The organism is Cryobacterium sp. TMT3-29-2 (assembly GCF_004564305.1).
Taxonomy (GTDB): domain Bacteria; phylum Actinomycetota; class Actinomycetes; order Actinomycetales; family Microbacteriaceae; genus Cryobacterium; species Cryobacterium sinapicolor.
On the sequence record NZ_SOGK01000064.1, the window covers coordinates 1 to 18500 of the forward strand.

The 18500-nt window shown below is 62.0% G+C and carries 25 protein-coding genes; 14 read left to right on the forward strand and 11 right to left on the reverse strand.

Annotated features, from left to right (window positions below):
• Window positions 1-147 precede the first annotated feature (147 nt).
• The 5 genes from E3O67_RS07275 to E3O67_RS07295 all read right to left on the reverse strand — a co-directional run bounded on the left by E3O67_RS07275 (window position 148) and on the right by E3O67_RS07295 (window position 3542).
• On the reverse strand, window positions 148-369 hold the full coding sequence (locus E3O67_RS07275; RefSeq protein ID WP_135102349.1) for a hypothetical protein: 222 nt from the start codon (window positions 367-369) through the stop codon (window positions 148-150).
• Between the two features lie 189 nt (window positions 370-558).
• Entirely contained in the window at window positions 559-909 is a 351-nt protein-coding gene (locus E3O67_RS07280) for a GntR family transcriptional regulator (RefSeq protein ID WP_134415634.1), read from the reverse strand.
• Between the two features lies 1 nt (window position 910).
• A complete protein-coding gene (locus E3O67_RS07285) occupies window positions 911-1576 on the reverse strand; it encodes a hypothetical protein (protein ID WP_135102350.1) in 666 nt (221 codons plus the stop codon).
• Window positions 1577-1930: 354 nt separating this feature from the next.
• Window positions 1931-2461 carry an AAA family ATPase gene (locus E3O67_RS07290; protein ID WP_167726527.1) on the reverse strand — a complete coding sequence of 177 codons (531 nt, stop codon included), beginning with the start codon at window positions 2459-2461 and terminating at the stop codon, window positions 1931-1933.
• 106 nt (window positions 2462-2567) lie between these two features.
• On the reverse strand, window positions 2568-3542 hold the full coding sequence (locus tag E3O67_RS07295; protein WP_135102352.1) for an NAD-dependent epimerase/dehydratase family protein: 975 nt from the start codon (window positions 3540-3542) through the stop codon (window positions 2568-2570).
• A gap of 118 nt (window positions 3543-3660) precedes the next feature.
• Between E3O67_RS07295 and E3O67_RS07300 the strand changes: the two genes are divergently transcribed.
• The 5 genes from E3O67_RS07300 (at window position 3661) to E3O67_RS17795 (ending at window position 7458) form a co-directional block, all read left to right on the forward strand.
• On the forward strand, window positions 3661-4392 hold the full coding sequence (locus E3O67_RS07300; protein ID WP_135102353.1) for an ABC transporter ATP-binding protein: 732 nt from the start codon (window positions 3661-3663) through the stop codon (window positions 4390-4392).
• Window positions 4389-5759, forward strand: coding sequence for an FtsX-like permease family protein (locus tag E3O67_RS07305; protein ID WP_135102354.1), 1371 nt, complete (start codon window positions 4389-4391; stop codon window positions 5757-5759). Before E3O67_RS07300 ends, E3O67_RS07305 begins: the two co-directional genes overlap by 4 nt.
• A 419-nt stretch (window positions 5760-6178) precedes the next feature.
• Window positions 6179-6556, forward strand: coding sequence for a hypothetical protein (locus E3O67_RS07310; protein WP_135102355.1), 378 nt, complete (start codon window positions 6179-6181; stop codon window positions 6554-6556).
• A 176-nt stretch (window positions 6557-6732) separates the two neighbouring features.
• A complete protein-coding gene (locus E3O67_RS07315; protein ID WP_167726529.1) occupies window positions 6733-7179 on the forward strand; it encodes a hypothetical protein in 447 nt (148 codons plus the stop codon).
• A 36-nt stretch (window positions 7180-7215) separates the two neighbouring features.
• Window positions 7216-7458 carry an META domain-containing protein gene (locus E3O67_RS17795; protein ID WP_135102357.1) on the forward strand — a complete coding sequence of 81 codons (243 nt, stop codon included), beginning with the start codon at window positions 7216-7218 and terminating at the stop codon, window positions 7456-7458.
• Window positions 7459-7675: 217 nt separating this feature from the next.
• Here E3O67_RS17795 and E3O67_RS07325 read toward each other — a convergent pair whose 3' ends face one another.
• From E3O67_RS07325 to E3O67_RS07340, 4 genes are read right to left on the reverse strand one after another with little or no spacing between them, the layout of a single operon-like run.
• Window positions 7676-8494, reverse strand: a complete 819-nt coding sequence (locus E3O67_RS07325; RefSeq protein WP_134432139.1) for a hypothetical protein — start codon at window positions 8492-8494, stop codon at window positions 7676-7678.
• Window positions 8491-9411: an RNA polymerase sigma factor gene (locus tag E3O67_RS17800; RefSeq protein WP_370260342.1), complete on the reverse strand. Its 921-nt coding sequence runs from the start codon at window positions 9409-9411 to the stop codon at window positions 8491-8493. Before E3O67_RS17800 ends, E3O67_RS07325 begins: the two co-directional genes overlap by 4 nt.
• Entirely contained in the window at window positions 9314-9724 is a 411-nt protein-coding gene (locus E3O67_RS07335; protein WP_135102359.1) for a hypothetical protein, read from the reverse strand. Before E3O67_RS07335 ends, E3O67_RS17800 begins: the two co-directional genes overlap by 98 nt.
• Window positions 9711-9905: a helix-turn-helix transcriptional regulator gene (locus E3O67_RS07340; protein WP_134432148.1), complete on the reverse strand. Its 195-nt coding sequence runs from the start codon at window positions 9903-9905 to the stop codon at window positions 9711-9713. The genes E3O67_RS07335 and E3O67_RS07340 overlap by 14 nt, the downstream gene beginning before the upstream one ends.
• 165 nt (window positions 9906-10070) lie before the next feature.
• On the opposite strand from E3O67_RS07340, the gene E3O67_RS07345 reads away from it, so the two are divergent.
• The 6 genes from E3O67_RS07345 to E3O67_RS07370 all read left to right on the forward strand — a co-directional run bounded on the left by E3O67_RS07345 (window position 10071) and on the right by E3O67_RS07370 (window position 14611).
• The gene (locus E3O67_RS07345) at window positions 10071-10574 is read left to right on the forward strand and encodes a GNAT family N-acetyltransferase (protein WP_135102360.1); all 504 of its coding nucleotides are present in this window, start codon (window positions 10071-10073) and stop codon (window positions 10572-10574) included.
• A gap of 221 nt (window positions 10575-10795) precedes the next feature.
• Window positions 10796-11287, forward strand: a complete 492-nt coding sequence (locus E3O67_RS07350; RefSeq protein WP_135102361.1) for a hypothetical protein — start codon at window positions 10796-10798, stop codon at window positions 11285-11287.
• Window positions 11288-11511: 224 nt separating this feature from the next.
• On the forward strand, window positions 11512-12258 hold the full coding sequence (locus tag E3O67_RS07355) for a hypothetical protein (RefSeq protein WP_135102362.1): 747 nt from the start codon (window positions 11512-11514) through the stop codon (window positions 12256-12258).
• Window positions 12255-12782: an RNA polymerase sigma factor gene (locus tag E3O67_RS07360; RefSeq protein WP_135102363.1), complete on the forward strand. Its 528-nt coding sequence runs from the start codon at window positions 12255-12257 to the stop codon at window positions 12780-12782. The genes E3O67_RS07355 and E3O67_RS07360 overlap by 4 nt, the downstream gene beginning before the upstream one ends.
• A gap of 150 nt (window positions 12783-12932) precedes the next feature.
• On the forward strand, window positions 12933-13331 hold the full coding sequence (locus E3O67_RS07365) for a hypothetical protein (protein WP_135102364.1): 399 nt from the start codon (window positions 12933-12935) through the stop codon (window positions 13329-13331).
• A 245-nt stretch (window positions 13332-13576) separates the two neighbouring features.
• Window positions 13577-14611, forward strand: a complete 1035-nt coding sequence (locus E3O67_RS07370) for a type IV toxin-antitoxin system AbiEi family antitoxin domain-containing protein (RefSeq protein ID WP_167726531.1) — start codon at window positions 13577-13579, stop codon at window positions 14609-14611.
• Window positions 14612-14869: 258 nt separating this feature from the next.
• On the opposite strand, the gene E3O67_RS07375 is transcribed toward E3O67_RS07370, so the two are convergent.
• Window positions 14870-15073 carry a hypothetical protein gene (locus tag E3O67_RS07375; RefSeq protein WP_135102366.1) on the reverse strand — a complete coding sequence of 68 codons (204 nt, stop codon included), beginning with the start codon at window positions 15071-15073 and terminating at the stop codon, window positions 14870-14872.
• A gap of 240 nt (window positions 15074-15313) precedes the next feature.
• On the opposite strand from E3O67_RS07375, the gene E3O67_RS07380 reads away from it, so the two are divergent.
• Window positions 15314-16411, forward strand: coding sequence for an ATP-binding protein (locus E3O67_RS07380; RefSeq protein ID WP_135102367.1), 1098 nt, complete (start codon window positions 15314-15316; stop codon window positions 16409-16411).
• Window positions 16412-16491: 80 nt separating this feature from the next.
• On the opposite strand, the gene E3O67_RS17805 is transcribed toward E3O67_RS07380, so the two are convergent.
• Window positions 16492-16710, reverse strand: coding sequence for a hypothetical protein (locus E3O67_RS17805; protein WP_370260346.1), 219 nt, complete (start codon window positions 16708-16710; stop codon window positions 16492-16494).
• Window positions 16711-16881: 171 nt separating this feature from the next.
• Between E3O67_RS17805 and E3O67_RS07390 the strand changes: the two genes are divergently transcribed.
• Window positions 16882-17415, forward strand: coding sequence for a type IV secretory system conjugative DNA transfer family protein (locus E3O67_RS07390; RefSeq protein WP_241982062.1), 534 nt, complete (start codon window positions 16882-16884; stop codon window positions 17413-17415).
• A complete protein-coding gene (locus E3O67_RS07395) occupies window positions 17408-17815 on the forward strand; it encodes a DUF4913 domain-containing protein (RefSeq protein ID WP_135102370.1) in 408 nt (135 codons plus the stop codon). Before E3O67_RS07390 ends, E3O67_RS07395 begins: the two co-directional genes overlap by 8 nt.
• Window positions 17816-18500 lie beyond the last annotated feature (685 nt).

The following is an 18500-nucleotide window of genomic DNA, read 5'->3' on the forward strand; positions in this document are numbered from 1 at the left end:
GCGGCTCGAATATGACGACCATGAAGTCGCCAGGTTTTGAAGTCATGGTTGTTCAGGATGGCATGCCCAATCGAGCGGGCTGGAGCAAGGCAAGCGAGAACCTCCGCATTAAGGACCAGTAGGTCCAGCGTGGCCGAAAGGGAACCTTCAGAGCACGACGCTCGCAGTGATGAGCGCAGCAGTGATGCCCGCCACGGCGAACAACAAGAGAATCGCACGATTGATTCTCCGGCGGCTGACGGTTCCCTTCCGAAACGATGATGCTGTAAGTCGGTCCAAGCCAGGCATTAGCGCCTGAAGGGGTGGATCCTGCGGTGCCGGACGGATGGTTTCCCCGATGGAGCGGCCACCATCTTCGATATGTGCCATGGCCCGATCGTACTCACGGCGGGCACGTGCATCCCGTAGGCCGACGTCTCCCTGAACTCGCTGGGCGAGTGGCGGGGCTCCCAACGATGTTCCGCACGGGAACCCTCAGCGGGAGATGGTTTGCATCAGTGCGTCCAGTGTGAGGAATGCGTTGTCGGTCGTCTTTGGGATTGAACGCCGCTGGAGTTGCTAGTTTGGCCAGACCACCCGCAGCAGGCGGATGGCTTCATCCAGGGAAACACCCTCAGACGTGCTGATGACTGATAGGTGACGAGCCGCTTCGATTACGGGTCGAGGAGTGGGGCTCGCCTTCGCGCTGACGCGTGTGCTGCCACCCGCACGTGCTTCAACGTAACCATCCGTTTCCAGCGCCCGATATGCCTTGGCAACGGTCCCTGGTGCGACGCCGAGGTCACGGGCGAGTTGCCGCACGGAAGGAAGCTTTTCGCTGGCACCCATTCGCCCTGCCGCGATCAATCCACTGATCTGTTCGCGGATCTGATCAGCGGGTGGCGTCGACCCCCGGAGTTCGATCTCCATGTCAGGAGACGCTCACTCGTCGACGCGCGGGACGCCGCACACTGCTGAGCGCGATCTCGAACCAGCAAGCGAAGCCGAGCACAGATGCCGCCCCGCCTAGAATCCAGAGCAGCGGGCCAAAAGCAGCAAACGGCGCGATGATCGGGATGATGTCCTCGCCCTGAAATACTCCGACATTGCTTGTCCCGGTATAGGCAAGGAAGGTCAGCACAGCGCCAAGATGCACGAGAAGACCCCCGGCAAAGACACCCATCACGTTCCGCGTTCGTTCCCTCCGAATTGCGGTGTCGTGGTGCGTGTCGGCAGCCAGCGGCGGATGAGCGATCACTCTCAGCGTGAATGCCGCGGCTCCAGCAAACAGCGCAATGGCAATAAGGCTCGGGAGTGAGTAGTACCAGCCATAAATCAGGATGCGAATCTCAGCCGCACCAGAATCCATCGCGAACATGCGGTAACGGCCGACATCGTCCGGGCTAGATGCAAATCCGGCCGCAACACTGAGTATGACGACTATCCCCATAAGTGCGCCGGCGAAGACGGGCCACCTGCCTCCCGCGAAGCTGAAGGCAGTCCGCCGCGCGAGCTGCGCAGACCCTCTCGACCGGCGGCCGAGCAACGGCAGCATCAACACGAGAACGCCCGCGAGACCGGAGATGAGCGGAACCACGTACCGCCAATCGCCTGGTACCCAAGTCAGCGGCAAAGGAGAAGTCACTGCTGAGTAAGCGGTATTCCCGCTCAACTCGACGATCAGAGCACCGAAAAGTGCGATACCGACGCCGACCAGAGTGAAACCGCGTACCTTCCGTGGCGAGCCAGCCGCGCCTCTCGGGGGGCGAAGGCCGACCCACAACACGGCAAGGACAAGCCCGCCAATTGGAGCTAACGTCACTGCGAGCATTTCCACTCCTCGGGCCGTATCATTCGATTGATACAGCTGACTGTACCACCCACCTGCTACGGCGCGTCAAGGGTGACGCATGAGGAACCCTGAGCGACCGACTTGGCTGGTTCCTGCGCCTCAAGGTCGCGTGGTGGCTAACTCCTCGAGGATGAAGGATGCAACTTCGGCCGGTGTGCGACTGGTTGTGTCGATGGCCGTGGTTTCTTCTTCAAGCCAAAACAGGGCTTTCTGAAAATTCGGGAGCCTTGAGAGACGCCAGTCCGCCGCGTCGGGCTCATTCACGTCCTGAAGGATTCGTCGTTCGTGTTCATCGGGGTGAACCATGAGGGTGAATGCGCGCACTGCCAATTCCGCGGAAGCGAATCCGGTGGTCAGCTCGTTCCAGTAGGCGTGATCGAACACGGATTGCGGGATCACGAGATCGCACTCAAGGTCGGCCACCAACTCGATTGCAGTAGCGATGACCAGGGTGCGCCAGGCCGGCCAGTCCTGAAAGTCATTGACCGGGCGCCTGACGTCGAGCGCGTGACGCAGCATCCGCCCGACTTCCTCGGTATCGAACAGAACGAAGGACTCATCACGTTCGCAAAGTTCTTGAGCGAGAGTCGTCTTGCCGCCGCCGAACGGTCCGTTGAGCCAGATAATCACGTTCAGACTCTATAGCTGTAGGACTCCGCCGCCGGAAGGGGAACCCTCCGCGGGACGTTGTTTGCGATCCCTGTCGCTTCTCGGAACCAGCTGTTGCGTGACTGCTCTACTGGCTGATTTTGGCGAGGAGAGAGTTCTCCTCGTCTCGAGTGAGGCCGGATCGGCGTTCTCTATCGAGTCCGCGTGTTCGTTCGTCCGCAAGGACGTCCTTCAGTGTCTGCGTCAGGTCTCGCTCGGTGCCGCCAGCGGCGAGGAAGCGGTTGCGACTTCGCTGGGCGAAGGCGGAGTCGCTGCGGGGCAGCCAGAGTGGCAGGGAGCGGGGGCCTGCCCAGTAGTTGACGTTGTGTGCCGTCAGCCAGTCATCGTCGGCCGAGATGAATTCGCCGGTGTGGCCTGCGATCTGGGCGGCAGCCAGCAGGACTGTGGAGAGTTCCCTTTCGGTTCCAACGGCGTTGTAGATACCGGTGAGGCGTTCGTTTCCGGCCCTCATTAGCCATCCAGCCAGGTCTCGAACGTCGATGAATTGCACGCAACGACCATGGGTATCTGGCACGAGAACGGAGCCTGCCGAAGCCAAGGCCAGTCGCGAGACCCAGTAACCGAACCGGTCGCTCATGTCACCCGGCCCAACGATAAGTCCCGGTCTCACGATGAGAAGACGATCGCCCACAGCCTCGGCCGTGGCGCGCTCGGCGGCAACCTTGGCGTGCGCGTAGTCCTCGCCGTCGGAGGGCTCGACGAGGACTGCCTGTTCATCGGCTCCCGGCTCGGTCTTGCTTGCATAGACGGACACGGAGGAGACCAACGTCCAGTGTTGAGTGCTGCTGGACAAAGCCTCGAGAGCGCCGGCTACGAGGTCGGCCTCGTAGGACAGCTCGATGATTTCGTCCCAAGCATCACCCGCGACAAGGTCGTAGGCCCCAGGCACGCGCCTATCAGAGCAGATAAAGGTCACACCGCTCGGAACCGCTCCGGACTCACCGCGAGCAAGGCATGTCACGTCCCCACCCTGAGCAACCAACTGGTCGGCTATTTCGCGACCGAGCCAGGCCGTCCCGCCAAGAATGAGAGTGCGCGTCATAGCGCCCAGTCAATCGCAGCCGCGACGCGAGAAACGCGAGGGTCGCTCTGAGCGCACAGCGCCCTTCGGATACTGTTTGAGAAGGGGCGCTCACACGAGCCAAGACGGGGTGGACTTGATGTTGCGAGCTGAAGAAATTCGAAAGTCGTTTCCCGTGCCCGGACGGAGCAGCGCTGTCGAGGTTCTTAACGGCATCAGCCTGACGATCTCCGCGGGAGTCACCGCCATTGTGGGCCCGTCGGGATCAGGTAAGTCGACCTTGCTGTATTGCCTGGCAGGCCTCGAACGGCCAACGTCTGGACGCGCAGTGCTTCTCGGTCACGACCTCACGTCCATCTCCGCTCGTCGACTCGCACTCATGTATCGAGAGCAGATCGGTTTCGTGTTTCAGAGCTACAACTTGATTCCATCGTTGACGGCCTGGGAAAACGTTGCGTTGCCGCAACGGCTGGGTGGAAAACGCGTCGATAAAGACTTGGTCAATGAGGCACTGACTCAAGTCGACCTGCTCGGGCATGCCCATGACCGGCCCGGGACGCTGTCTGGTGGTGAGCAACAGCGCGTCGCCATCGCGCGGGCGTTGGCGAACCAACCCGATATCCTCTTCGCGGACGAACCTACCGGCGCGCTCGACAGTCAATCCGCTTTACGAGTGAACGGATATATGCGCACCGTCGCCGACCGAGGCGGCGCAGTCCTGTTCGTTACGCATGACATACCAGCGGCATGCACGGCAGACCAGGTAGTCGTGATCCGGGACGGCGGCCTCCTCGTGACCCTCTCTTCTCCAGAGCCCGTCGACATCCTGGATGCCCTGGCAGCGCCCTACTCACCCACAACCACGCAATGATCCGCCTACTTCTGTCCGATATCCGAACCGATGCACGTAGCTTCATTGGACCGTTTGTCTCGACGGTTGTGTGCTCGTTCTGGGTTGCATTGGCCGCCTTCTTCTGGTTCTCGACCCGGACCCCCGCGGCGATTCTCGCTCTTGCTGCGGCTCCAGACGGGACCAGCAACACACTCACCCAGCTGACCGTTTTTCTTCTATTGATGGGTATTGCGCTGCCGAGTGCCATCGTCCTGTCCTCCGTGGGCGCAACAAAGGTGGCGCAGAGTCACACCCGATACGCCCGATGGCGCCTGGCCGGCGCCACCCCCGGTCAAGTCTTCGGAGGCGTGCTTGCACAGTTCGCTATTTTGTCGCTTGCTGCCGCGATCGTGGGCATCCTGGCCGCGCTCCCGCTGATCCAGGTCGGCGCAAATTACCTCATGTCGGTGACCGATATTGGCATCATTTTGCCGACACAACCGACCTGGTCTTCAGTAGTCGCCACTTGCGCTTTCGTAGTCGGCCTCTCGGGTCTCGGAGCAGGGTTACCGTCGTTGCGCGCGGCGCGTGTCACGGCAATTGAAGCGTTGCAAGAGACCGCGGAGAGGACTGAGATACGGCTTCGGCCGCGATCCGTCGTTGGTGCCGGCGTCGTGCTGACCGCCGGAATTCTGTGCGCGGTCGGTGCGATCAACGAGCGCTACAACGGCTCTGCTTCGTCCCTTGTGATGCTCTTCGGATGCGCTGTCCTCGTGGCGATTGCGCTTCTGGCTTCAGCGGTGTTTCCGTGGTTTGTTCGAACCTGGACCGGACTTATCCCGGCCCGGCTGTCGACGGCTTGGTACCTGGCTCGACACGGAGCCCTCGCACGCCTCACAGCAACGACCTCGACAATTACGCCGTTCATGATCGGTGCGGGGCTGTTGAGCATCTATTACAGCGCCGCAACAACGTGGGCGGCAACATCACGCCAAGAACAGAATGTCGCGCTCCTCCAAGGCCTGGTTCTCTTCATCCCCGCCGCCGTCATCGCCATCACTGGCAGCGTGGCGACAGTCTTCATGGTCGGAAAGACCCGAGACAGAGACACCGCCCTGTTGCGGGCGACGGGCGCTCCGCCACACAGCCTGGCTCTCATGCCGGTGCTCGAAGCACTCATCTACGCCGCAACAGCCTTCTTCCTCAGCGCCGCTGTCGCGCTTGCGGCAGTCCTCGTCTACGCAGCTTTTCTGGCCCGGCAGGGTTACGCCTGGTCACCACAGCTAGATCTCCGAGCCGGAGCCGTCGTCAGTGTCTTGGGTTTCATTGGCCTGTTGCTGGCCATCGGAATCCCCACCCAAATCGCCAACAGTAAATCGATACGGGAAACGCTGGCAGCTGACTAGTCTTCGCGTCTGCTTAGTGCGACCAGTTCGACGCTCCTGAAATCTGCCTCCACGCGTGGGCTCATTTGCTGTCCCGTAAGCCGGAGGTCCACGGACGCAGATTCGGCGCCAAGCCGCCGAGGTTCCGAGCCCGGGGGGAGTGGCTTTTTGGGAACGTTATTCGGGCGCTCGGTTTGTGAGGACTCCAAACGAGTTTCTCCGTCATTCTCGATGGACGTCAGAATAGATGTTGGCGGTGAAACGGGTGACCTGGCACGGTCAAGCGCACCGTCGGTGGGAGAATCGACGCTCCGTTTCTGCTTTGGGGCACGTCTCCGTCGTCCGCGGGGCCGATATCAGCCTGCGCTCGGGAAACAGTGAGACGGGGTCATCTCAATACGGCCGCAAATCTTCACTTTGCTGGACAGCCCCGGCGGCCCGTGGCAATGATCAAAGCCATGGGGGCTACATCAGGAACGACGGACCGCACCGCCTTGCAGTGGATGGCGCTGGATATTGGAATTGTTGCGGTGGGGCTTGTCTTGGTCTGGCTCTTCAGATTCAAGTCCGTAGTCTGCGCCATCTCCAGCTTCACAGCCTGCCCTGGAGCGGACGCGAGGTTGATTCCCGCAGTGCTCTCAACGGGTGTTTTAGTATTTTTGTTGTGTGGCGCAGTGGTTGCCGCGTTTCTCGTACCGAGTGCTCAACGCTCAACAGTGATGAGTGGCGCGAGTCTGCTCCTGGCCGTCGCGGGGCTTGTTGCCAGTCTCGTTGTCCTGTTCTCCGCAGGCTTCGTCGTATGGCCGGTCTGGGCATGAGTGGCCCCCGGTCGGGTTTCACCGTGAGGCGGCGTCTCGGGCTCAGCGTGGCGGGCCTGACGGCAGTGTTGGCCCTCGTACTGACGGCGTGTGCGCAGAGCCCGAGTGGTCAGGGCGATCGGAACCCGGATTCACCACCTCTGGCTGGTCCCGGTCCGGGTGCGGAATCTAGCGCAGTGGGATTGGTGAATTTGTGGCGGGTCTCGGGCGCCGAAGGCGAGGAACCAGACACCTGGCTGCGCCTGGACGTTCCGGACTTCCAGTTGTGGCGGGGCTGCGGCATGATCCAGGGCTCGTGGCAGGCGACTGAAGGCCTGTTTCTGGCGTCCACGTACGGTGCCAGCGGCGAGTGCGTCACGGGAGCGACGCTGCCTCGAGTGGCCTGGCTCGAATCCGTCACGGGGTATCGTGCGGCCGGTGACGGCTGGACACTCAGCGACTCGAACGGCGCGGTAGTCGCGACCCTGACCCTGGACGGCGGCCCCGATCCGATCCAGACCGCGGCCGAGTTCTATACCGAGCCCCCGGTGATCACAGACAAGATACGGGAGGAGTTCCGGCAACCAGCGCCCCTGCCTCGGGGGTTCACGCCGGCCACGCCGGAGAACCTGGCTGGACGGTGAGTCCCGGTTGCGTACAGCGTCAAAACTGATCCGTACGTGATCTTCGAGGCCGACGGCACGTGGACGGGATCCGACGGATGCAACGGAAGCCAGGGCCGATGGGCCACCGACGGCGCGGGTACACTCCTGGCGACGTCCGGAGTATCGACACTGATAGCGTGCGAGGGCGCCCCCGTCGCGTCTTGGGTGGCCCAAGCCAGATTGGCCGTCATAGACAACGGGGAGCTGCGACTAATCGATGCGGGCGGATCTGAGCTCGGCCGGCTCGAGCGCAACTAACATTTACGGACGAACATCCAGCGCAAAATCGCCGAAGTTCCGAAGCCTCGGGGGAGTGGCGTTGGGGAACCCTCATCGGGACACTGTTTCGCAGAACTGCAAGAACCGCGTTGGGACCCGCGGTAAGGGGGAGCGGGCGGCGGGTCGAGCATGAAGCGAGCGCCTGGGCGACGCCTGACTGCTGAAGGAGTTGATGCGACGTCGGGCCAGCGGATTCTCACTGCGGCATTGTGGGCTCAGCATCCTTGAGGACAGTTCCGTCAGAGAGGGCAATGTCGTAGGTGAGGACGGGCTGAGCATCTCCCTGTGCACCGCCCCTTCCTGGCCACCACGCGATGTATCGTCCTTCATGGACAGTTGCCTGGACGGACAGACCATCGGCAGTTCTGATCGTCAAACCCGTGACGTCCTCGCCCACGTCCCCTGAGACAAAGGTCAGGGCGGGGGCATCTCCCTGCGCAAAGAGACTGGAACGGCCCCGGCTGAAGTAGGACGACATCGCGCCCTCAGAGAGCTGTCCACCGGCGACTATCGCGTCACTGTCAGAGGCTGATCCAGTCATTACATTGTCGGCATGAGGACTGCCGACCGGAAGGTGAGTGAGACACGTAGACGTCAGCCCGTTGGCGCTGGTGTATGCCAGGCCGACCCACTCTCCTCGCCGTTCGGCGAGGACGATTTCCGGGGAGGAAGCGGTGACTCCAGCGCTCAGGCACGCGGCGAACGCAACGGCTTGCTCGGCTGCGTCAATCGACGTAGGCGTAGGGGTCCAAGATGCGTACGCGGACTCGGAGTTACCAAGGCCCGGGATGACGGCAGCGGCAGCGGCGACAAGAACGATCGCCGCGGGAATGGCGACCCACCGAATGGCTGACGAGCGGCGCGTGACCTGGCTCGTGAGTACGTCGGGCTTGGGGTCTGTGGCGAGGATTTGCTGAAGTCTTGCAGCCGCCCGTCGACGTCCAGTCTCGTCGAGGGGTAGCTGCGGAGCGTGGTCGAGGGATCGCAGTGCGGTGATGATCTTGTCGTCGTTCATATCGTTCGCTCCGTTACTAAGTAGTCGGCGGTAGATGCCGGGAAAGTCGCGGTGTCCAACAGCTGGCGCAGTTTCGCGCGCGCTCGGTGGAGCCTGATTCGGTAGGCGGCTGAGGAAATTCCTAGGACGCGCCCCGCGAGCTGGGAAGATAGGTCCTCCCAAATGGCGAGGGAGAGGACTTCCTGCTCGTCGGCCCGCAACTGGTGCCACGCCGTGACCAGGTCTAAACGCAGGGCGAGACCGTCGTCTGGATCCGTCGTTGTTAGGGTTTCCGACGCGATCCGAACGCTCAGTGCGTTGCGACGGGCGTGCCCGCGCAAATCGCTCAGCAGACAGTTTCTCGCGATGCCAAACAGCCAGGCACGGGCAGCGTGGTACTCGACCGGCACGTCCTCCAGTCGGCGCCAGGCCACGAGGAAAGCCTCGTGAGCTACGTCTTCTGCCGAGTCCGGACCGGCTCGGCGCCGCACGAATCGCAGCACGTCGGCATACGTGCAGTCGTACAGTTCCCCAAATCGAGCTGCGCTACTTTCACCTGTTGGTTTCAATCCCATACCTATACATGTCTGGTTGAGCGCAGTTGTTACTGGTGGGGCCGGCAATCTTTCTGACTTCATCGGCAGGACAGCGGATGAGGTGACCCCAAGGTCGACTTGTGCACACCCCTCCCGTAGGCCGTCCGTAAGCGGGACGTCCATGGACGCAGATTCGGCGCCAACCCGCCGAAGTTTCAAAGTCTCGGGGGAGTGGCGTTTGGGAAACCATAGGAGCGGACGGGCAAACGCCTTCATCGGCGTCCGCCGGGCGTCGAGATGATGCCTACTGCTGCTTTCGCGTGACATAGCTGTTCGCTGCGGCCCAAGACCCGAACAGGACGACGAATTGCACGAGCGCGATGTACTCCGCACCAAGGGCATCTGTGAATAGCGTGACGAGAACCGTGACGACCGTCAGCACGAGGGCGACAATCCCGACGATCCCAAATGCCTGCAGGGCAAGCGATCGATCTCGCTCATCGAGGTACTTCATCGAGTTGAGCCGGTCCACGTCCGACGCTTCGTCCGGCCGGCGAAAAATGCGAATGATGTTCCATGTTGCACTGCCTGCCACCGCCAGTATGACGATCAGAAAGACCACGTTTCCCGTCACCCAAATGAGTGCGGCGGCGGCAACCACTGCGGCAACCACGACGCCGATATTGAGAGCTAGCGCTCGGTCAGTCCTCGACATAGAAAATCTCCTCTACGGGCCGATTGAAATGGCGGGCAATGCGCACAGCAAGAGTCAGAGACGGGTCATACCGACTGGTCTCGATCGCGTTGATGGTTTGACGCGAAACCTTCAGGATGCTTGCGAGTGCAGCCTGCGAAAGCCCCGATTCGATTCGCAGTTCTTTGAGCGCACTTCTCATATGTCAAGCATACTTGTCATGCGCGGAAAATGACAAGTGGGCTTGTCACATAGATGCGCTTTGCATCCAAGCGACAGTTGGCCGCCCGCAAGAGGGAGCCTTATCGCGGCAGGTTCGTCCCGCAGCCTGCCCGCATGGAAGCGCAGCGTTTGGAATACTCGAAGCATGGTCGACGTCACCCTCACCCTGTCCTCTGGTTCGGCGATTCTCCGGCGCGCTAGACGAGAAGACTTGCCGGCGGTCCTTGGACTGCTCGCGGATGACTCGATCAGCGCCTCCCGAGGCGACACTGGTCGATCGGAGGACCTTCCCGCCTACGAGCGAGCGTTCGCCGCCATCGACGCAGATCCAGCGCAGCAACTACTCGTCGCGACCTCGATTCAGGGTGAAGTGATTGCCACGATGCAACTCACCGTTATTCCGGGACTCGCTCAAGTCGGGTCCTCGCGTTTGCAGATCGAGGCTGTCCGGGTTCGTTCTGATCAGAGGAGCCGCGGAATTGGCGGAGCAATGATTCGTTGGGCCGTGGACAATGCACCGAGATTCGGTGCCCAGCTCGTTCAGCTCACCTCTGACGCCGCACGCGTGGATGCGCACCGATTCTATGAACGGCTTGGCTTTGCGGCATCGCACGTCGGGTTCAAGTACGCCGTGCCGGAGATGCGCTGACACACGGGCTCAGTCCGAGTGATCAACCCGGCGTCGTCCACTACGTTGGCGCCGAGTCAGGCGGTTGAATTATCTAAGTTCGAGGGGGACTCTGTGCCAGAACATGAACCGTGGTTTGGACCGAAGAGGATAGGTCTCGGCCGGGGGCCGCGCACCTCGGTTCGAGCAGGGGAACCTGCCGGCGAATTTCCTCGATTCGCCACTACTCTAACCAGCGTGAAGTGATGGACCCAAAAGTGGACGCTCGTTCTCGATTCAGCGTCATCGCCGGAATCCTCGTTGGTGTCGCGTTCGTATCTGCTTTAGTCGCCTGCTGGGGATTGCTTTCGCCTGCTTCGCGGGCGGCGAAGTGCTGGGTGCAGAATGAGGATGCTCCGACTTCAGAGTTAGTCGCTCTGGGAGTCATAGGGCTCTTGCTCTGGATTGCTGCCCGGATCGTCGCTCGTGGCCGGGCAGCTGCCCGCGGAGTATCGATCGCCACCTTCTTCACCGTGCCGGTACTCGTGGTCTGTCTGCTGCCATTCGTCTTCTTGGGCGCGTATCCGCTCAGCGCTGACCTCAGAAGCGATTGTGACAGGGGCCAACCCTCTGGAATCATCGTTTCGTCTGCTGCGTTGCTGCCTCTAATCACAATTTTGATCGTCGCGATCGTGTTCCGCCCATCCACCAAAACGACGTCGCGTGTCCACGCGGACCCAGAACAGGATCAATAGTGCCGGCGTGAAAACGAAGGTCGGGCCTTCGTCGGAAACTCGAAGCCCAGACGCGTCCATTCACTGACCACTTCGCCGTGCTCGCCGTGAGGCAGCTAGGGAAAGTCCCAGTCAACTGCAAAAACTGCGTTACGTTTCCTGAAAAGAGTTCCTGTCGGCGCGAAGGTCAAGTAGAACAAGCAGGAAATTTGTCACGTTATGGCCAGTGCCCGACATGAGTAGGTATGAACGATTCAACGGATGACGTAGATGATCGGATTGGGGCGCTCGGACATGTCCGTATGTCCGCTGGCGCCCACGATGCGACCCAGGCTCTGACCACCTTGTTTGAGGATCCCGAAGTCCGTACCGCCATCGAGCCTGCACGACGCCGCCGGTTCAAGGAGTTTTCCCGCCGCCATCGCCTCATCGTCGGCAGTCTCATCGCTGTGGTCAGCCTCGGTGTGGGAGTGCCGGCAGTGGCCACCTCAATCCTCGCTCGGACCGGAGAGTTCGGTGACCCATCGACGAGCACCGAGGTGGACGAGACCGAATGGATCGATCCAGGAGCCGAGGGCGTGGCCCAGGTCGTGATTGACGCCTACCCGGAATACGTCGAGCTGCCGCCCGGCATGCCGAAGAATGCTGCGATCGCCGACACCTCACGCCTGCTTCCCGGTTCGGGCACCGAACAGCCCGCCGGTAAAGCTCTGGTGCAGGAGGGTTTCGCGACACAGCTCTACGAGACATTCGGAATCTGCGCGTGGACTGATGTGTGGCTGACCGCCCAAGCGTCGTCGGACCCCGACGACGAAGCGCTGGCGACAGCCTGGCTGAGCGACGCCGAAAACTACCCGCGGTTCTCGACCGACCAGAGCATTAAGGACAGAATGGCGGACATCGCAGCTGCGGCCAGTCACGGCGATACGGCAACTATGAAAGATGCGTACACCGAGTTCGACTGCGCAGTTCGGCTCGAGGGAACCAAGTGATCGGTAACGAACCGGCAATGGACGCCCTGATGAGAGTGGATACGGACGTCGAAACGTTCATCAGATTGATCGCCGACGAGGTCCTCGCGTACTTCGCCCGACGGGTGACGCCGCACGAGGATGCAGCGGATTGCCTGTCAGAGACCCTTCTGGTCCTGTGGCGCCGCCGCGATAACCTGCCCCAGGCGGATGCCGAACGACGCGCCTGGTCCTTCGGCGTCGCGCACAATGTCTTGGCCGCTCACCGGCGAAACGGCGTGCGGCGCCTAGCGCTCACCGGACGCCTGCGGGACGAGTTGCGTGTGTGGCCGATCGCACCTGAATCCAGCGATGACGCAGCCATTACGGCACTTGCGTCTCTCTCTGCTCGCGATCAGGAGCTGGTCACCCTCGTCGTCTGGGAGGGGCTGAGCATCGCAGAGGCCGGCAGCATCATCGGCATCCGACCGGAAGCGGCTCGCGCCCGGTATTCACGAGCACGCCGCAACCTTCGGACGCGCCTGAGCCGCGATATCCGCAGTTAGGAGCCTGTCCGTGAAGACCACGATCCTGGGGCAATGCGCGGCCTCAGCATCCAGATAGTGAACAGGTAGGATCCGGCCGTGATGATTGCAGAACAGGCGCCCACGTCCTTCCGCTGGAGCTCTCGGGCAGACAGGAACTGAGGAGAATCGATGGAGCCAATTGCCAGCACTCTCGGCGAGACCATCACGTGCTACGGCATCATCGGTGTGGCGCTATTGGTCATCCCCGCGATGTTCACCTGGTGGGCCCTCGCGCAAAGGGTCAATTCCCTCCGTCGAGAAGCGGGCAGGCAGCGAGCAGTCGGCCGGTGGCACTTTCTCCGCTTCGGTCCCACCGCTCCACTGTTGAGCTTGACCGCTTTTCTTAGCGGGCTGGTCCCCGTCATGGTTGGCTGGCGTGCTGTGCACTACCCGATCATTTTGTCGTTGGTTGTATTGACAGTCTTCGGTCTCCTGGCGTTTCTGATGAGCATGCTTCTCTGGTCCTACGCCAGCGACCCTGCAGAAGCCGCCGAAAGAAACAGGCCCAAGCGAACGGTCTTCCTATAGATATCGGCCGTGGCATCGAAGAAAGAACTGGTACGGCTCGAAGCCTTGAGCCGACCTCTCCAACCAATCACCAAGGGTGCCGATGCTGTGTCACAAGGGGACCCTCATGGGCACAGAGCCAAGGCCCGTGGTGGCGTGAATGACCGGTGCATGCGGGTGCGGATTTTGTGCTGCCGAGTATGGAAATCGACAACCATCGCCCCGACTCCACCTTAGGTCCGCCGTGTCGCGTAGACCCCGCCCGTATGGGATTCGCCGTCAGGCCCGTCTTTCGAGAATCCAATTGCTTGAAAAGCGTACTGAAATTATCCTTTCCAAGTATGAGCATTCTTGTCGAACCGATCCTTCAGGAACTGGCTGCCGGCCAGTGGGGTCTATTCACCACGGCTCAGGCGCAGGCGCGGGGTGTCAGTCGCGCCAATCTCTCGCATCGGGAACGAGATGGGCGACTCGAGCGACTCGCCCACGGCGTGTACCGGCTCGGGGGAGTGCCGGTCGCTCCTCTGGATGACCTGCGCGCTGCCTGGATGTCGACCGAACCCGCGTTGCTGGCATGGGAGCGGGTGAGTAGTCCGCGAGTCGTGGTGGGCGGGGCGGCCGCGGCAGCTGTTCATGAGTGCGGCGGTATCAATCCAGTCCCGTACCTTCTGATCACCAACGAACGGCGCCAAACGCAACGAACCGACATTGCCTACAGCCGGTGCCAGCTGGATTCCCGCGACGTTGTGGTTGTCGGGGGCCTCCCGGTGACGAGCATCGAATGCACGGTCGCCGACCTTGTCGACAAGATCGGCGACCTGTCCCTGGTCGGCGACGTGCTGGCCGACGCGACCCGGGGAAAACGAGCGGTCGACCTTGAACACCTCGGCCTTCTGCTGACCCCTTTCGCCGCACGATACGGCCACCCTCGAGGCGACGGTCCAGCTCTGCTGGAACAACTCCGCCGGAGCGCAGGAATCGACGATGTCGCCGCAGCGCGTGAACTCATGCAGCGCCCTGCCATCGGCTCCGCCCTGACAGAAATGGTCAACCGGGAAGTCAAAGAACAGTTGAAAATCATCGTCGCCGGCCTCGAACCCCAACAGCCCGGGAGCGTCGAGATGCGCGAGCAGATCGAGCGCATGTCCACACCGGCCCTCCCGGAGCTCAGTCGCCTGGTCTCCGAAATCGCGGACACCGTGCTCGCCCCAGTCCTTCAGCGCCAACGTGAGCAGCGCCGTCTAATCGCGAACACCACGCTGCCGCCGTCGGGCGATGGAACGCGCGACGCCGCCTACTAGTTGTCCAGCCGTTTACAGCACCATGATCGCCAAAATGCCCTCTCCGGTGGGAGTGAGCTGTTCCTGGGCGAGCCGGATCCGTCAGCAGGAACCGTTCCTGTAGCGTTACGCATCGGAGTCCCCCCGCTCCGACGATTAGCCCCGGTTCTCATACTCGTCTTTCCCCAGGCGATGCAACCGGGGCTTTTTCGTTCGTTAACGGCAACGCCCCTGCCACCCGTACTGTCTCCTCGACCCATACTCGGTGCCCTAGCTGAGTTACGCGTCGGGGTCGTGGCCGAGCATTTTGAGCAGTTCTCGGAGGGAATGCGCTACTTGCTCGTACCCGTGCTCATAGAAAAGTGGTGTCAGCTCGTGCAGGCTGGTGTCGTCGAGTTTGTGGAGCATGTCAACTGTTTCGAGGATGAACGCCTCGACGTCAGCGGGTGGGTTCCCGGGCCATGCGTCGCTCCGTGAACTCATCGCGTTCCATCCAATCCATCGGTTCTTCAGATTCTGCCGGGTTTCGTCACGGCCCTGCATCACGCGCCAACCCAGGGAGATCCCGCCAGTGACCAGCCGCACAAGGTCCACGTACACGCCGGGATCCGTTGCCTGGCGGCAGGAATGCCGGTGCGGGAAGGTATGGTGGTGCCCAAGCTCACAAGACTCACAGATACAACAAGACTCACAAGACTCACACATACTCACAAGGGATCCACCATGGAGAACCCATTCCGGCCTTCAGCCGGAGCGACACCACCCGAGATCATCGGCCGTGCCGGCCTTCTCGACGAGTTCGCCTACGGCCTACGCCTGGGATCCGGGGCGCCGGGGCTCCTCACCATTTTCACCGGCGCCCGTGGCATCGGCAAGACCGTCATGCTCGGTGCCGCCCACGACCTGGCCCGCGAGAACGGCTGGGCCGTGATCTCCGAGACGGCCACCGGTGGCTTCATGGGCAGGATCGGTGAATCCATGCGCCAACTGGCCGAAGAACTCGGCAACGGGCCGCAAGGACGCAAGATCATCGGTGTCTCCGCTGCCGGCTTCAGCCTCACGACCGAGCTCCCGCCCGAACGCCAGGTCGCCTGGCGCAACCTCGCCGAAGAACTCCTCCGGCTCCTCCAGAGCCGCGGCACCGGCCTGGTCATCACCGTGGACGAAATCCACGCCGCTGACCGTGCTGAACTGGCTCAGCTAGCCGCCAGTGTCCAGCACCTGATCCAGGACCGCCTCCCCATCGGGCTGGTCTTCGCTGGCCTACCGGCCGCAGTGTCGGACCTACTCAACGAAGGCGTGGCGACGTTCCTCCGCCGCGCCGACAAGATCGATCTGCACGCCGCCACGGTCAGGGACGTGGAGGCGTCATTCGCCGAGACGTTCGCGGCAGCGGCATTCAACATCTCACCAGCACTCGTCCGGCAAGCCTCCGAAGCCACTGGAGGATACCCATTCCTCATCCAGCTGGTCGGCTACTTCCTCTGGCGGGAAGCCGAAAAAAACCAGGGCACCCTCGACGAGGACGCTGTCGGCCGGGCCATTGATGCCGCACACCGACGCAACGCACGCACCGTGATCGAGGCTGCTCTCTCCACCACCTCACCCAAAGACATGGACTTCTTACACGCCATGGCCAAAGACACAGGTCCATCCTCTACCGGCGACATCGGGCAACGGATAGGTGCCAAGACAAACCTTGTCGCCAACTACCGGACACGGCTCCTGGCCGCCGGCCTCATTGAGTCGGCCGGATACGGCAAAGTCGACTTCGCCATCCCCGGTCTACGCCGCTATCTCAGTTCCAAGCCCACGGACTAAGCCACCCACCGAGCCTCACAACGCGTCCGCAAGACGGCGACCCACCGGCTATCCGCCGGCGGCAAAGGACCGGGCGGCAGCTACGACACGGGCGACCCCTGAGCGGCAAAGGAGGGAGCGGCCGAAATAACCCTCAGGCCGATTTCGTCCAGAGGCTCCACGCGCAACAGGGCAGCGGGGGAGTGGTCGCCCAGCTCCGGGCTCATGCTCTGAAACCACGCCAACACTGTCCGGTCCATGAGGGCTTGTTCTAGGTCACGTTCGGCTGCGTCCTCGGTCAGTTCCAGGAAATCGAACACGTAGGGGTCTTTGGCGATCTGTCGGGCCAGGTCGAAATCAGCGGGTGCTAGCTCGGCGCTGAAGTTCGAGGATGCGGCGCCGGCTCTCTCGAGGGTGCGGTTCTTGATCTGGTTGAGCAGGACATTCCGCGACCATCCATACTTTGCGGCTGCCTCCCGGTGCCGCTGGTGATGGAGCTCGACGAGTGCGCGAACATCGTCCGCTGGCCCGAACTACCCTCCGTGTATTCCTTCTACGGATCCATGGGCATCATCTTGAACTCCTACTTCCAATCCCGCGCCCAAGCGATCGACGCGTTCGGGAAAGACGGGTGGCAGACCCTCTGGGACGCCGCCGCCACCCGGGTCTTCGGCGGCGGGTCCGGCGACGACGACTTCCTCCGGTCCCTGGCTGCCCTCATCGGTGAGCACGACGAAATCACCTACGGCAGCTCCACCGGCAAAGACGGCCACCAATCCACCTCCACCAACACCCGCAAGGTCAACACCCTCGACATCGCCGCCCTCGGCTCCCTCCCCGAATGGCGCGCCATCGTCTTCAGCTCCAAATGCCGACCCGTCATGGTCAACACCGTCCCCTGGTTCCGCGACAAAACCCTCACCACCACCATCAACCGAACCCCGACCAGGACACCGAATCCCGCGCCGGCACCGATCCCAGTGCCCGATGACACCACTGCAGCGGAGGTAGCAGCCCATGGCTGAGTACGACGACTACGACTCGACCGGCCCTGAAGAGGACGTGGTCGACGTCCGGCAGATGTTCCTCGACTGGTTGACCGGGCACCTCGCCACCGTCGAGGTCGTTGGCACCAAACCAACACCGTGGTGCACCCAATGGTGGCTACACCCGGAGGTAGTCGCCAGGTTCAAGGCCCTCTGGCAGGCCAGCATGCAAGCTGACGCCAGTGTCATGGACGGTGACGCCGGCGCCGTGTCGTCCTGGTGGATCAACCACTGGGACCGCCACGCCGCCGTCATCTTCGACAAAGGAAACGGGCCCTTCCGCGACTGCGACCCCGACCAAGGACACCTCTACCGTCGCAAGGACACCACGGCCAGGATCGTGCCTGCGTCGATGCCTCCTGACGACGTCGAGCTGTAGGCGGAAGGGTCCGATGAGGAGTCCCGCGGGGACGCTCTCGCCACGTCAACAGCGTGGCCGAAACCGTTCCCCGACAGAAATTAATCATTAATCGACGATTGCTCAGCGTGCAATGGAGCCGTTTAGTGAGGCCGCGCAGGGTCTCTCTGGTGTACATGGCCCCGCGGTGCGAGACTCCGCGCATGGATGACCTCGATACCCCTAACTGCCCGGCTTGTTTGATGCGCATGGAGCCGGCCGATGGGATGACCGCGACGCTTTGGCGGTGCCCAGAGTGCGGGCTGGTGCGGCTCTAGACGCTGCTGATTGTCTACCCGTCCGTGTCAAGAGCCCGGTCGATGGCGGCCAAGATGGCATCGAGCTCTTCGAAGTCCTCGGCACCGTAGACGTTCAGGTCGCTCTGGTCACGTTCTTCATTCATAGGTCGAATCTACTGGCCGCCCCGCGAATGTACATCCGTGCTCCACTTGCCAAAGGCCATGTCTAGCGAAGCTCGTTGAGCATAGCGACGCGTCACGATCAACCAGCGGACTCATAATCCGTTGGTCGCAGGACTCAAGCTCCGTCCGCCCAACCAACCCCTTGTGGTCCGATTTCGGAACCCGATAGGTTTGCATCCATTGGGGGAGAAAAATGGCTGATAAGTGGACGTTTGTGTGGTTGCTCGCCGTGTCGGCCACGGTAT

Coding starts and splice junctions, on each gene's coding strand:
- E3O67_RS17800 (WP_370260342.1), bottom strand. CDS start 9,411: ATGCCCTTGGTGCGGAGTACATCGCGCTCGTGCAATTCGTCGTCCTGT.
- E3O67_RS07355 (WP_135102362.1), top strand. CDS start 11,512: ATGAACGATTCAACGGATGACGTAGATGATCGGATTGGGGCGCTCGGA.
- E3O67_RS07375 (WP_135102366.1), bottom strand. CDS start 15,073: ATGAGTTCACGGAGCGACGCATGGCCCGGGAACCCACCCGCTGACGTC.
- E3O67_RS07345 (WP_135102360.1), top strand. CDS start 10,071: ATGGTCGACGTCACCCTCACCCTGTCCTCTGGTTCGGCGATTCTCCGG.
- E3O67_RS07395 (WP_135102370.1), top strand. CDS start 17,408: ATGGCTGAGTACGACGACTACGACTCGACCGGCCCTGAAGAGGACGTG.
- E3O67_RS07305 (WP_135102354.1), top strand. CDS start 4,389: ATGATCCGCCTACTTCTGTCCGATATCCGAACCGATGCACGTAGCTTC.
- E3O67_RS07365 (WP_135102364.1), top strand. CDS start 12,933: ATGGAGCCAATTGCCAGCACTCTCGGCGAGACCATCACGTGCTACGGC.
- E3O67_RS07335 (WP_135102359.1), bottom strand. CDS start 9,724: ATGTCGAGGACTGACCGAGCGCTAGCTCTCAATATCGGCGTCGTGGTT.
- E3O67_RS07275 (WP_135102349.1), bottom strand. CDS start 369: ATGGCACATATCGAAGATGGTGGCCGCTCCATCGGGGAAACCATCCGT.
- E3O67_RS07340 (WP_134432148.1), bottom strand. CDS start 9,905: ATGAGAAGTGCGCTCAAAGAACTGCGAATCGAATCGGGGCTTTCGCAG.
- E3O67_RS07300 (WP_135102353.1), top strand. CDS start 3,661: ATGTTGCGAGCTGAAGAAATTCGAAAGTCGTTTCCCGTGCCCGGACGG.
- E3O67_RS07370 (WP_167726531.1), top strand. CDS start 13,577: ATGGGATTCGCCGTCAGGCCCGTCTTTCGAGAATCCAATTGCTTGAAA.
- E3O67_RS07295 (WP_135102352.1), bottom strand. CDS start 3,542: ATGACGCGCACTCTCATTCTTGGCGGGACGGCCTGGCTCGGTCGCGAA.
- E3O67_RS07280 (WP_134415634.1), bottom strand. CDS start 909: ATGGAGATCGAACTCCGGGGGTCGACGCCACCCGCTGATCAGATCCGC.
- E3O67_RS07390 (WP_241982062.1), top strand. CDS start 16,882: ATGGAGCTCGACGAGTGCGCGAACATCGTCCGCTGGCCCGAACTACCC.
- E3O67_RS07380 (WP_135102367.1), top strand. CDS start 15,314: ATGGAGAACCCATTCCGGCCTTCAGCCGGAGCGACACCACCCGAGATC.
- E3O67_RS07325 (WP_134432139.1), bottom strand. CDS start 8,494: ATGAACGACGACAAGATCATCACCGCACTGCGATCCCTCGACCACGCT.